The sequence below is a fragment of the Microbacterium sp. NPDC089320 genome (assembly GCF_040684875.1).
Lineage (GTDB): Bacteria > Actinomycetota > Actinomycetes > Actinomycetales > Microbacteriaceae > Microbacterium.
The window spans coordinates 71,388-84,546 of record NZ_JBFBGY010000006.1 but is presented as its reverse complement, the minus strand read 5'-3'; the positions used below and the strand labels follow the sequence as shown (position 1 = coordinate 84,546).

The 13,159-nt window shown below is 68.0% G+C and carries 8 protein-coding genes; 3 read left to right on the top strand and 5 right to left on the bottom strand.

The genetic code is table 11. The annotated features are described in order from the left end of the window. Nucleotides 1-44 precede the first annotated feature (44 nt). Nucleotides 45-6,086: a pullulanase-type alpha-1,6-glucosidase gene (gene pulA, locus AB0N61_RS16635; RefSeq protein ID WP_363365465.1), complete on the bottom strand. Its 6,042-nt coding sequence runs from the start codon at nucleotides 6,084-6,086 to the stop codon at nucleotides 45-47. 495 nt (nucleotides 6,087-6,581) lie between these two features. Continuing rightward, a complete protein-coding gene (locus AB0N61_RS16630) occupies nucleotides 6,582-6,953 on the bottom strand; it encodes a helix-turn-helix transcriptional regulator (RefSeq protein WP_363365486.1) in 372 nt (123 codons plus the stop codon). A gap of 690 nt (nucleotides 6,954-7,643) precedes the next feature. Between AB0N61_RS16630 and AB0N61_RS16625 the strand changes: the two genes are divergently transcribed. Both AB0N61_RS16625 and AB0N61_RS16620 read left to right on the top strand, forming a co-directional pair. Further along, complete coding sequence (locus AB0N61_RS16625) at nucleotides 7,644-7,973, top strand: hypothetical protein (RefSeq protein WP_363365485.1); 330 nt, start codon at nucleotides 7,644-7,646, stop codon at nucleotides 7,971-7,973. 10 nt (nucleotides 7,974-7,983) lie between these two features. Next, nucleotides 7,984-8,316 carry a hypothetical protein gene (locus tag AB0N61_RS16620; protein ID WP_363365464.1) on the top strand — a complete coding sequence of 111 codons (333 nt, stop codon included), beginning with the start codon at nucleotides 7,984-7,986 and terminating at the stop codon, nucleotides 8,314-8,316. Nucleotides 8,317-8,529: 213 nt separating this feature from the next. Here the strand turns inward: AB0N61_RS16620 and AB0N61_RS16615 are convergent, their stop codons facing one another. Continuing rightward, a complete protein-coding gene (locus tag AB0N61_RS16615; RefSeq protein WP_363365463.1) occupies nucleotides 8,530-9,714 on the bottom strand; it encodes a thiolase family protein in 1,185 nt (394 codons plus the stop codon). 266 nt (nucleotides 9,715-9,980) lie between these two features. Between AB0N61_RS16615 and AB0N61_RS16610 the strand changes: the two genes are divergently transcribed. Beyond that, complete coding sequence (locus AB0N61_RS16610; RefSeq protein WP_363365462.1) at nucleotides 9,981-10,568, top strand: antibiotic biosynthesis monooxygenase; 588 nt, start codon at nucleotides 9,981-9,983, stop codon at nucleotides 10,566-10,568. Nucleotides 10,569-10,676: 108 nt separating this feature from the next. Here the strand turns inward: AB0N61_RS16610 and AB0N61_RS16605 are convergent, their stop codons facing one another. Further along, the gene (locus tag AB0N61_RS16605; protein ID WP_363365461.1) at nucleotides 10,677-11,603 is read right to left on the bottom strand and encodes an aldose 1-epimerase family protein; all 927 of its coding nucleotides are present in this window, start codon (nucleotides 11,601-11,603) and stop codon (nucleotides 10,677-10,679) included. Then, a complete protein-coding gene (gene araA / locus AB0N61_RS16600) occupies nucleotides 11,603-13,126 on the bottom strand; it encodes an L-arabinose isomerase (RefSeq protein ID WP_363365460.1) in 1,524 nt (507 codons plus the stop codon). Before araA ends, AB0N61_RS16605 begins: the two co-directional genes overlap by 1 nt. Nucleotides 13,127-13,159: the final 33 nt, after the last annotated feature.

The following is a 13,159-nucleotide window of genomic DNA, read 5'->3' as shown; positions in this document are numbered from 1 at the left end:
GCGGACGTACCGAGGGGTGCGGCTCGCCGCCGCACCCCCCGATCTCAGTACACGATCACCGGGAGGCTGTGCGGGCTGCGGGAGTCCTGCCACGGCTCGGTGCCGTCGAAGCGGACCGTCAGCAGGTGCACCCCGCGGCTGAGCTTCGGGACCGAGACGGTGACCCTGCCCTTGGCGGAGGGGGTGAGCTCGACCGTGGCGACGACCTTTCCGCCGTCGCGCACCGTCACCGTGCCCACGGGTGCGCTGCCGTCGTCGGCCGCCACGGTGACCTTCACCGACGCGCTCTTGCCCGCCTTCACCAGCAGGTCGGAGGTGGCGCGCACGCGGGTGTCGATCGGCTGCACCTGGTCGTCGACGAGCACGGCGACCGACCGGGCAGGGATCGTGACGGTGCCGGTCGCAGCATCCCAGGTCGTGGTCTTGACGACGGCATCCGCTCCGTTCGCCTGAGCCGGCGTCAGCGCGAACGAGCGTCCCGCCAGTCCTGCCACGGTCTGCGTGACCGGTGCCGGAGAGGAGTTGAACACCACGAGCGCCCCGTCGAGATCCGCGTCGGCGTCGGGGCCGACCAGATCGTCGATCTGCATGAGGATCACGCCCGGCGCCGCCTCCGCCCCGCCGTTCGGGAAGGTGACCTTCTGCTGGATCAGCTCGGCCGAGCCGAGCCGCAACAGATCGACCTCGTCGCGGATGCGCAGCAGATCGAGAGCGGATGCCTCGGCGGCCGCCATGTCGGCCGCCGCCGGCTTGAGCGCGGGGTCGGCGAGCAGCGGCGCCATGATCGGCCACTTCTCCTCGTTGTCGGCGGCGGTCGGGAGACCGGATCCGAAGGTCGACTCCTGACCGGTCCAGTCGATGCGGTTGAACCAGTCGCCCGAGTTGTAGCTGTTGCGATCGAGGGACTTCGACCGCAGCAGCTCGGTGCCGGCGTGCCAGAACGACGGCGACTGCGAGAGCGTCACGGTCGCGAGCGACAGCGTGTTCATGCGCACGCGGTCGGCCATCGTCGTGTCGACCGGCAGCTTGAGCACCGAGAGGTCGTAGAGCGTCTCGTTGTCGTGCGCGTCGACGTAATTGATCACCTCATCCGGTTGATCGGCATAGCCCGCCGCGGAGCCGCGGTAGTCGATCGCCTCTCCCGCTGTCACCGCGCCGTCGCTCGTCGTGAACGAGAAGTTGCGCAGGTTGCCGGCGAGCCCGACCTTGACGAGATCGGTCTCGTGCCCGAGGTCGGCGAGCGCCTGCTCCGTCGTGCCGTTGATCGGATCGCCGTTCGGGTCGGTGCCGAGCCCGGTGCCGAAGCCCTGGCGGAACGTCGACGACGAGTCGACGGGGCTGCCGCCGTGCACCGCGTCGCGCAGTCGGTCGTTGAACGTGCCGATGCCGGTGCCGCCGAGCTGGCCCTGCGCGGCCTGCTCGAACAGCGCGTTGTCGGCCACCTCGCCGAAGTTCCAGCCCTCGCCGTAGAGCAGGATCGCCGAGCCGTCGACGCCGTCCTTCTTGAGGGTCAGCGCGTCGAGCGCGTCGCGGATCGCCTGCATGTTCGTCGTCGAGTGGTGACCCATGAGGTCGAAGCGGAAACCGTCGACCTTGTAGTCGCGCGCCCAGGTGACGATCGAGTCGACCATGAGCTTCTGCGCGGCGAGGTGCTCGGTCGCGACGTTCTGGCAGCAGGTCGAGGTCTCGACGCCGCCCGCGGCGTTCAGCCGGTGGTAGTAGCCGGGCACGACCTGATCGAGCACCGACTTCTCGGCCTGACCGGATGCCGCCGTGTGGTTGAACACCTCATCGAGCACGACCTGCAGGTCCATGTCGTGCAGCGCGCCGACCATCGACCGGAACTCGCTCACCCGCGCGCCGCCGTCCGCGTCGACGGCATACGAGCCCTCGGGCGTCGAGTAGTGGTACGGGTCATAGCCCCAGTTGAAGCCGTCGGCATCGGCGACCGCCTGGATGCACGCCTGCTGCGCCGAGTCGGCCGGGCCGAACGAGGCGAGGTCGCAGTCGGGCACCGCTTGCGCAGCGCGATCCTCCTCGATCGAGGCGATGTCGAACGACGGCAGCAGGTGCACCGTGTTGATGCCGGCATCCGCGAGCTCGCGCAGCTGCGCCGTACCCGCGCTGTCGCGGGTGAAGGCCAGGTAGGTTCCGCGCTCATCGGCCGGAACCGTCTCGTCGCTGATCGAGAAGTCGCGGATGTGCAGCTCGTAGATCGCGCGGTCCACCGCGCGCTCGACGACGGGCGCTGTCGCCTTCTGCCACTGCTTCGGCTGCCAGGCCTTGTCGTCGAGGTCGATGGCGACCGACCGCTGCGAGTTGAGGGTCAGCGCCGTCGAGTAGGGGTCGGTGACCTGATTCGTCTCGATCGCGCCCGTCGTCGGCGCATACACTGCGACCTCCCACACGAACTCGTCGCCCTTGAGATCCTTGCCGCCCGCGACAGACCAGACACCGGATGCGGCATCCCACGCGGCCTCGTGCCGAGCAGGGTCACCCTCGGCCGCCTCGTCCCAGGTGAGCAGCGTCGCACTCTGCGCGGTCGGTGCCCACAACCGGAAGGTCGGCTTCTTGCCCGAGAACGTCACGCCCAGATCGACGTCGTCGAGGGCGACGGCATACAGGTCGTCGAGGACTCCGGCGATCTGAACACCCGTGAACGCCGTGAGCGCCCCGGCTTCGTCGCGCTGGGCGACCGCGAGCTGCGTGCGCAGGAGCGCCGCCGCGTCGGCATCCGTCACCCGCAGAGCGAGGTAGCCGTCGAGAGCCGGGAACCGGGCGAGCTGCTCGTCGGTCAGCCCGCCCTCGATGACGTCGAGCCCGACCGGCTCTGCTCCTGAGACCTCGCCGTCGACCACCGCGAGTGAGGCGTCCGTCGAGGAGTACAGCTCATACGCGGCCTGGTCGACGGACCCGAGGGTCGCCGGCCAGGCGATCGTCTCGGCGTCGACCCACTGCGCACGCTGCTCGCCCGTGCCGGGAAGCTGCGGGTCGGCGCTGGTGACCTCGAGCACGTGGGTCGCGAGCGTGTAGCGGAACGACGTCACGGAGCCCTCGGTCGCACTGAAGGAGATGTTCGCGCCGTCGCGCACGCCGTCTGCGCCGTAGTTCTCGGCCCAGCTGAGGCCGTGTGCGACCTTGAGTTCGTAGGCGCCGGTCGGCAGATCCGCCGTCGAGAACTCGTACACGCCGTCGCGGTCGCCGTCGGCCATGAGCGTTCCGAGGCAGTCAGGAGACCAGTCCGCCGCGCACCCGAGCTCGTCCTGCAGAGAGCCGGGCAGCGTGACGATCGGGCCGTCGGCCGTGGACTGCACGATGTTCGTGCGCGGGTCGAAGTAGAAGGTGATGGGCCCACCCGGGTGCGTGAGCGTGACGTTCGCACCGTCGGGCACGCCGTTCGCGCCGTAGTTGATCGCCCAGCTGCCGTTGATCGCGGCCTTGTACTCATAGTCGCCGGCGGGCAGATCGAAGGTCCCCTCCCACACGCCGTCGGCACGCAGGATCAGCTTCGCCTTCTCGCACGCCGGGTCCCAGTCGCCCGCGCAGCCGATCTCGGAGTTGAGGCTGCCGGGCACCGTCACCATGTCGATGGGCGACTCGGGCTCCTCGCCGACCTCGAGCGTCACGGCATTGCCCACGGATGCATACGTCGAGGCTGCGGCGTGGTTGCCGGCGGCATCCGTCGTCACCGCCCGGTACTCGATGAGCGTGCCGTTCGCGAGGTCGCGGATGTCGTGGAAGACGCGCGGGTCGGTGTCCTCTGCGGTTCCGAGCGCGTGCCACTCGTCGGAGCCGACGACGCGCCACGCGAAGCTCGTCTGCGCCCACTGATCGGCGATGTCGGCCTGCACCGCGGACTGCGCGGTGACCCCGGCTCCGGCGGCGGGCACAGCCACCTGAACGGATGCCGCCTCCGACGGCGCGGTCACGGTCGCGTCCGCCTTCCAGACCACCGCCGACAGGGGCGGCACCGTGATCGAGGCGGCGGCACCGGCATCCGTGGCCAGCGGTGCCGCGTCCCCGTAGAGCACCTCGTACGAGGCGTCCGCCGTCAGCGTGGTGAGGTCGACCGTCTGTGCGGTGACGGCGTTGTTGACCGCGACGAGGTATTCGACCTTGTCGTCGGCATCCACGCGGGAGAACGCGTACACGCCCGCACCGGATGCCGCATACCGCTCGATCTGCGCGCCCTCGTTGAGCGCCGGGTTCGACTCTCGAAGCGCAGACAGTGCCGAGATGTGCTCGTAGAGCGCGGCATCCGTCGCGAAGCGGTCGACCGAGCCGGCCCGCTCGCCGGTGATCAGATTCTGGTCGGCGTATTCCGCGACCTGAGACGCGAAGAGCGACTGCCGCGCGTCCTTGTCACCGCCGGGGCCGGTGAAGCCCTGCTCGTCGCCGTAGTAGACGACCGGCTGGCCTCGGGTGAGGAACATGAGCTCGTGCGCCAGCTCATCGCGCTCGAGCGGAGCATCCGTCGTCTGCAGGAACGATCCGACCCTTCCCATGTCGTGGTTGCCGAGGAACGTGGGCAGTGCCGTCGCCGACGAGTCGGGTGTCGTGTAGCGATCGTCGCCCGCGAACAGGGTCTGCAGCCCCTTGGCCGAGTTGCCCGAGGCATAGCTGACGGCGGAGGACTGGAAGGTGAAATCGAGGATCGAGTTCATGTCGGTGTCTCGCACGTAAGGGGCGAGCTTGACCGGATCGGCGTCGTAGACCTCGCCGAACATGAAGAAGTCGTCGTCGCCCTTGGCATGTGCATAGTCGAGGACCTCAGTGGTCCACTTCTCCCAGAACTCGAAGTTCACATGCTTGACGGTGTCGATGCGGAAGCCGTCGATGCCGAGGTCGATCCAGTCCTGGTACACCTCGACGAAGCCGTTGACGACGGTGGGGTGCTCGGTCATCAGGTCGTCGAGTCCGCTGAAGTCGCCGTACGTGACCGACTCCCCCGACCAGGTCGAGTCGCCGCGGTTGTGATAGAGCGAGGGGTCGTTGAGCCAGGCCGGCACCTTGACATCGGCCTCGCTGTCGGCGACCACCGGCGTGTATGGGAAGCTCGTCGCGGGGTCGAGTGCCGGGAAATCTTCGCTGCCGGCGTGGTCGGCCGGGTCGAATGCCGTGCCCGCGGCATCCGTGTAGGGGCTCGTCGCCTGGTCGATGTAGGAGTACTGCCCCTCGGCGTAGTCGATGACGTCGGCCGTGTGGTTGGTGATGATGTCGAAGTAGACCTTGATGCCGCGGTCGTGGGCCTCGGCGATCAGCGCCTGCAGCTCCTCGTTGGTGCCGAGATGCGGATCGATGCGGGTGAAGTCGGTGATCCAGTAGCCGTGATAGCCGGCCGAGGCGTTCGCTCCCTCGCCCTGCACGGGCTTGTTGGCGAAGCTCGGGGTGAGCCAGATCGCCGACGTGCCCAGCCCCTCGATGTAGTCGAGGTTGTCTCGGATGCCGGCGATGTCGCCGCCCTGATAGAAGCCCTTGTCGGTGGGGTCGAACCCGGTGGTCATCCGGTCGCCCTCGAGGCCGCCGGTGTCGTTGCTCTGGTCACCGTTGGCGAAACGGTCGGTCATCACGAAGTAGAACTGCTCGCCTGCGCCGGCCTGACGGGCCGGGCTCGCGATCAGTGCGTCGTCGTCGGACGTGTAGCCGCCGCGCAGGTCGGTGGCCTCGAGCCCCACGCGCTTGAGCGTGTCATCGAACGTGAAGCGCAGGGTCGTGGGGCCTGCCACCGTGAGGGGGATGTTCTCCCCGCCGCCGTCGAGTCCGTACGCCTCGTCCCACGAGTCGTTCACGGCCACCTTGTACTCGTAGCTGCCCGCGGGGACGTCGAACTCGGCAGAGTAGATGCCGTCAGCGCCCGTGGGCTCGAGCTCGGTCTCGGCGCAGTCGGGGGCCCAGTCGGCCGCGCAGCCGAGCTCGGACTGCAGCGAGCCCACGAGGGCCACGGTTCGCTCAGCAGCGGAGGCGGGAGAGCCACCGAGGGCGCCCGTCGCGCCGATCACGCCGAAGCCCGACACGACGAGCGCGGAGGCGGCGAGGAGGGCGAGCGGACGTGAAGCGGTCGTCTTCGACCGAGCCGGCTTGAACAAGTGATGCTCCCTGGATGGCGGCGGACACCACGACGTGTCCGAAGTCTTGCGAGTGAAGCTAGCAGGGGCGAAGCGACTGCTGCAAGCGCTTGCAGCAGTGCTCTGGCGAAAAGTCAGGGGTGCGCGGGGTGCCGCTGGCCTTAAGTCGCAAACGCTTCCAGGTCGGCGAATCGCGGGGCGCGAGCATTTCTCGCCGCGTTCACCGCCCGGACACCTTCACCGACTACAACTGCAGGTGCGCGGACACAGACTCAGACCGGATCGGGTAGTCACGTCATCCGCGCGACACGGTGAGCGTCTGCTCCCGAAGACCCCCGCCGAATCGGGTCGGCGGGGGTCTCTTCTTTCGGCTTTCGAAGTTTCCAGCGACGGAGTCCCGTTCGCAAGTCAAGACCTGGGGGTTTCGTACTCGCCCAGGAAGCGGATGCCAGCGATCTCGCTCACTCCAGCACTGGCAGGAACACGCGAGCGTCGCCGACGGGCGGCTGATGCCGACTATCGACCCAGCCGATGACGTCGACTGCGCACACCCGGTCCGGGGAATATCCCGGCGGCGTGATCAGCGCTCGCCTCGCGCGGATCACACTCTGGATGACCACCTGTCTCCGGACCTGCGCCAATCAGAAACTGATAGAGCTCGCCGGGGCTGATCTCGAGGGCTCGCAGTATCCGGCCCGCCGTGTGGAGCCGCGGATTTGCCCACCGATCTCCACTTACCGCTCTCTCGATTCGGGCGTAGGTGGTGACATCGAGCCCGGCCTCCAGGGCGATCCGTTCCTGTGACAGCCCACGCCTTAGTCGCAGGATGCGTAGCCATTGGCCGATCGCCACCGCCAAGGCGGCATCCTCCGCAGACGGGCGCTTCATAGAAATGGATGATGCCCAATTGATCGAAACGAAGCAATAAACAATTCGTCTCGGCTGGCTCAGCATCCTGCTACGCCCACGTCAAGGGATTTTGAGCACTGGCTCTGTCACCGCCGAACGGGTTGATTTCTCCTGGAGCGCACATGCGCCGACAAGGAGAACCTCATGAACACAACCTCACCCGGGACCAGCAGCAACAAGTGGCGACACGTCCGGAGCCGAGTGGCAGCGCTGGTATGCGCCGCCGTGATGACGTTTGGCACGATTGCAACTGCGCCATCGGCCACTGCCGCTTCGACCAGCAATCCGTGCGACTTCGCGGTTTTCATCGGAGTCCGCGGCACCGGAGCACCGGCGGGGTCCGCTTCGGCCCACGGGGGTCGAGTGTGGACTAGTGGAGGTATGGGAGACCAGCTCTCCGTGCTCGCGGGCAAGATTGGAAGCGAGCTGTATCCAACCTACTTTTCGTCTCTCAATTACCCTGCCTCAGCCACGAACTACTCCGGGAGCGTTGCGACCGGATCGGCAACGCTCATCAACGAGCTCAACTACTTGTCGACCCTCTGCGGTGGGTACGGACCAGCAGTAGTTATCGCTGGCCATTCGCAAGGCGCACACGTCATCTCAGATGCTCTGGGCGCCGCGCAGTGGCCAAACGGCCCAACACTGACTGCTCAGGCGAAGGCTTAGATCAAGGCTGTCACGTTCTTCGGAGACCCCCAGTACTGGCCAAGCGATGTCTGGAACGCGCCTTACTCCCCCGGCGGTTACGGAACGTTCACGAGAAATACCCAGGTAGCGGCGAACCTAGCGAGTTATCGCGTTTGGGGGTGGGCGGAGAACAGCACGAACCCCAACCCGGGGTGGGTCCCCAAGATCCGGTCCTACTGCGCAACCGGTGACTACTTCTGCCAGAAGAACCCCGGAGATTCAAACTTCGCGATCCACAACTCCTACAAGAACACGTCTATGACCATCGCGGCGAACTGGATTCGCTACATGATCTCGGATTTCAACTAACATGACGGTCGTGGCCGAGAATCTCCGGCGGAATCCCAACGCTCAGGCCAGAGGCATCGGCGCCCTGGTGGTCCAAGCCCTGCTCTCACTGAGCATGACCTTCCTGGTCTTCATGCAGACATTCCGCGTCGCTGGATGCGGGGACGCTTGCGACTACGGTCTGGTGAATGGCGCCTGGATCGTTCAGCTGTGGGTAGGCCCCTTGGTCTTGCTCGCGTCGATCGCTGCTGTGGTCGTTCTCTCCCGCAAGGCACACGAAAGTTGGTGGGCGGTGGGTATTGGCGCGGCACTCGTCATCTCAGTCGGGCTCGTCAACATCATCGCACTAAACATCGCAACCTGATCGCGCTTGACAATTCGAAGAGATGGGGAGTGATCGGAGGGGCGTCCCGGAGTATCGGGACTCCCCTCCTATTCTTTTATTCTTTGCGGGTGCGCTGTGTCCGCTGACCTATCTCTCGTGCTGCGACCAATCAGAGCTACCCCTCACAATCTCGGACCACCGGACGCAGTGCGTCCCGACGATGTGCACCGGGACCGGGACCGCAACAGCGGCCTACAGCCGCTCGACGATCGTCGCGTTCGCCATGCCGCCGCCCTCGCACATGGTCTGCAGGCCGTAGCGGCCGCCGATCGCGTCGAGGTGGTCGATCAGGGTGCCGAGCAGTCGGGTGCCCGACGAGCCGAGCGCGTGGCCCAGGGCGATCGCCCCTCCGCGCGGGTTGAGCTTCGCAGCATCCGCCCCGAGCTCTGCGGCCCACGCGAGCGGCACGGAGGCGAACGCCTCGTTGACCTCGTAAGCGTCGAGGTCGTCGATGGTGAGGTCGGTGCGCTCGAGGATCCGCCGCGTCGCAGGGATCGGCCCCGTCAGCATCATCAGCGGGTCGTCCCCGACCACCGTGAACGCATGGAACCTCGCCCGCGGGGTGAGTCCCAGGGCCTCGGCGCGCTCGGCGCTCATGAGCAGCGCGGCGGAAGCCCCGTCGGTGAGCGGTGACGAGTTGCCGGGAGTGATGCGCCAGTCGACGTCGGGAAAGCGGGCCGCGAGAGCATCCGTGTGGAAGGCCGGGTTCAGCCCTGCGAGACCCTCGGCCGTCGTCCCCGCACGGACGGTCTCGTCGACGACCGCATCCGGTGCCTCCGCGACGGGGATGACCGTGCGGTCGAAGAATCCCTCGGCCCAGGCGGCGGCCGCTCGTCTGTGCGATTCGGCTGCATATGCGTCGAGCGCATCACGATCCAGTCGCCAGCGCTGGGCGATCAGCTCGGCCGAGACGCCCTGGTTCACGAGGCCCTCGGGGTAGCGCTCACGCAGGCGAGGCGACATCGGCGACCCGCCCGCTGCCGACGACCCGAGCGGCACCCGGCTCATCGACTCGACGCCGCCGACGATCACGGCGTCATATGCGCCGGCCATGATCCCCTGTGCGGCGAAGTGCACGGCCTGCTGACTCGACCCGCATTGACGGTCGATGGTCGTGGCGGGAACGGTCTCGTCGAATCCGGCGGCGAGGACCGCCTGCCGGGCGATGTTCGACGACTGATCGCCCACCTGGCTCACGCAGCCGAGCAGCACGTCGTCGATCTGCCTCGATTCCAGCCCGCTGCGCTCGAGGATCGCGGCGAGCGCGCCGGCGGCGAGATCGACCGGATGCACGCCCGAGAGCGCACCGCCCGGCTTGCCGCGTCCGACCGGGGTGCGGACGACATCGATCAGGACGGCTTCACTGCGCGTGCTCATGGGGCCAATTCTCTCCCCTGGATGCCTTTCGAATCGCGCACTGTGCAGGAATCGACCTCCGTGCTCTGCAAAGTGCGCGATTCGAAAGTCAGCCAGAGGCGGCGCAGCCAGAGGCGGGGCATCCGGCATCCGGCATCCGGCATCCGGCATCCGGCATCCGGCATCCGGCATCCGAAATACAATCGTTGGTGCGCCCGCACCCCGGCGCATCCCCACCGTCGAGGCGCCCGTGACCCGGGTCGACCGCTCTCTCCGAGGACCCCACCATGTCCAGCGAACCCATCACCGTCTCCATCCGCCGCGAGGTCGACCCCGAACACGTGGCCGCTGCCACCGCCTGGGTGCAGACCGGCGTCAACCTCGCTAACCGCTACCCGGGCTTCCTCGGCTCGGGGTGGGTGCGCGATGGCCAGGACTCGCACATCTGGCACATGCTCTACCGGTTCTCCGACGAGAAATCGCTGATCGCCTGGGAGCAGTCCGGCGAGCGCGAGTGGTGGAAGTCGACCGGAGACCAGTTCGTGCGCAGCGAGCGCGTGCACCGCCGCACCGGCATCGAGGGCTGGTTCGACGAGCCGACCACCGACACGATCACCCTGCCGCGCGCCGACGGCTCGACGACGACCGTCGCCATGGTCAGCACTCCCCCGCGATGGAAGCAGGCCGTGTCGATCTGGCTCGGATTCTTCCCCGTGAACCTGGCCTTCACCTATGCGATGAGCCCCGTGCCCGGATGGAACGAGCTGCCGATCTGGGTTCGCGTGCTCGCCACGACGGCCACGCTCACGCCGATCATGGCCTATTGGGTGCTGCCGTTCGTCACGCGCTCGCTGCGCCGCTGGCTCAACCGCTGACACTCGGCTCGGCCGCGACTGCCTGCTCGGCATTCCGGTCGCAGTTCGTGCCCCTCCTCCACCTGCTGAGCGGCACGAAGTGCGACCGGAACGAGCACCGGCGCGCACTCAGACGGCGGAGATCCTCCAGGATGCCGCGTGCGTCGCGCCCGGCTCGAGCACGACCAGGTCGGTGCCCGAGTTGAAGGCGTCGGGCGGGCAGGTCATGGGCTCGACCGCCAGGCCGATGCGGTTCGTCGTCGCGATGGGGGTGTCGGCCGTGTGCACCTGCACCCACGGGCAACGCTCGTCGAACGCCATCGCGACGCCGGTTCCGGCATCCGTCACCAGGCGCACCTCGGCTACTCCGCCGTCGCGGGCCAGACCCGTGAACGCGTGGTCGATGAAGACGTCGGCGATCGGACGCGGCGAGCGGAAGTCCCACTCCGCGTGATCGGTCACGGACTCGACGGCCACCGGGCTCAGCCGGTCGTGGGTGACGGTCAGCACCTCGGATGCCCGCAGGGTGAGGGTCCAGTCATCCACCCGGCCGTCCGGTCCGGCCACGAGATACGGATGCGGTCCCGTGCCCCAGGGCGCGGCGTCCGCTCCGAGGTTGTGCGCCGTGACGGTCTGGTGCAGACCGTCGGCGTCGATGCGGTATTCGGTCTCGACCTCGACGCGGAACGGGTACCCGGTCTGCGGCTCGATGACCGCCGCCAGCACGACGCGGTCGTCGAGCACCAGCCGATCGTCGAACTCCGCCCAGCCGAGCAGACCGTGCAGCGCCTGTCCACGAGCGGGTTCGGTGAGGGCGAGCCGGTGCTCGACGCCGCCGAACGCGTACCGGCCGTCGACGATGCGGTTCGGCCACGGCGCGAGGGTGGCGCCGCGGTATCCGGGCCGCACCTCGTCTGCCCCGAACGGCACGACCAGGTCGCGCCCCTCGAAGGCGAGCACGCGCAGCGACGCGCCGACGCTCGCGATCACGGCCTCGTACCCGTGCCCGGCGATGCGCAGCTGACGCCCCGACCGCGGCCGGCCCGCTGCCGTCATCACAGCCCCTGCGCGAGTCGGTAGTAGGCCTGGTTCCAGCGGACCTGCTTCTGGAACTCCGGGAGCGTGGTGGCCTCGTCGATCACGAGCAGCTCGACCTCGGCCATCTCGGCGAAATCGCGGAAGGCCTCGAGTCCGACCGCCGTCGACATCACTGTGTGGTGTGCGGCGCCCGCGGTCAGCCACGCGGCGGCGGAGGTGGTGAAATCGGGGGCGGGCTTCCAGACCGCGCGGCCCACGGGGAGCTTGGGCAGTGCGGCGCGCGGCTCGACGTTCTCGACGACGTTGGCGGTGAGGCGGAACCGGTCGCGCATGTCGCTCAGCGCCACGACGATGGCGGGGCCGGGGTCGGCGGTGAAGACCAGGCGCACCGGGTCGTCCTTGCCGCCGATGCCGAGCGGGTGGATCTCGAGCGTCGGCTTCGCGGTCGTGAGCGACGGTGACACCTCGAGCATGTGCGCGCCGAGGATCAGCTCGTCGCCCGGGGTCATGTCGTAGGTGTAGTCCTCCATGAGGCTCGCACCGCCCGGCAGCCCGGCACCCATGACGTTGGCGATGCGCACGAGGATCGCGGTCTTCCAGTCGCCCTCGGCGCCGAAGCCGTACCCCTCGGCCATCAGGCGCTGCACGGCGAGACCCGGCAGCTGCGTCAGCGCACCGAGGTCTTCGAACGACGTGGTGAAGGCGCCGAAGCCGCCCTCCTCGAGGAACGATCGCAGACCGATCTCGATCGCGGCTCCGTCGCGCAGCGACTGGTGACGGTCACCATCGCGGCGCAGCTCGGGCACGACCTCGTAGAGCTCTTCGTACTCGGCCACGAGGGCATCGATCTCGGAGTCGGATGCCGCGGCGACGGCATCCGCCAGGTCGTTCACGCCCCACGTGTTGACCTGCACGCCGAAGCGCAGCTCGGCCTCGGTCTTGTCGCCCTCGGTGACGGCGACGTAGCGCATGTTGTCTCCGAAGCGGGCGAGCTTGAGCGAGCGGGACGCCGCGAGACCGGCCGCCGCACGCTGCCAGGTCGCGATCTCCTGACGTACGCGCGGGTCGCTCGCGTGCCCGACGACGGTCTTGCGCGGCACGCCGAGGCGCGTCTGGATGTAGCCGAACTCGCGGTCGCCGTGCGCCGCCTGGTTCAGGTTCATGAAGTCGAAGTCGATGTCGGCCCAGGGCAGCTCGACGTTGGCCTGCGTGTGCAGGTGCGCGAGCGACTTCTGCAGCGCATCGAGACCGGCGATCCACATCTTCGCTGGGCTGAACGTGTGCATCCACGCGATCAGGCCGATGACCCTGTCGTCGGCGTTGGCCTCGAGCGCAGTGCGCTTGATGGCGGCGGAATCGGTGAGCACCGGCTTCCAGACGATCTTCACCGGCACCTCGCCGGCCTCGTCGAGGATGCGTGCGATCTGCTGCGACTGCTCGGCGACCTGCGCGAGCGTCTCGGGGCCGTACAGGTGCTGGCTGCCCGTGAGGAACCAGACCTCGTAGCCGTCGAGCGAAGTGGTGAGCGGGGTGCGGGGCATGAGGGGTCCTTCGGTGTTCCGGGATGAGCGGGC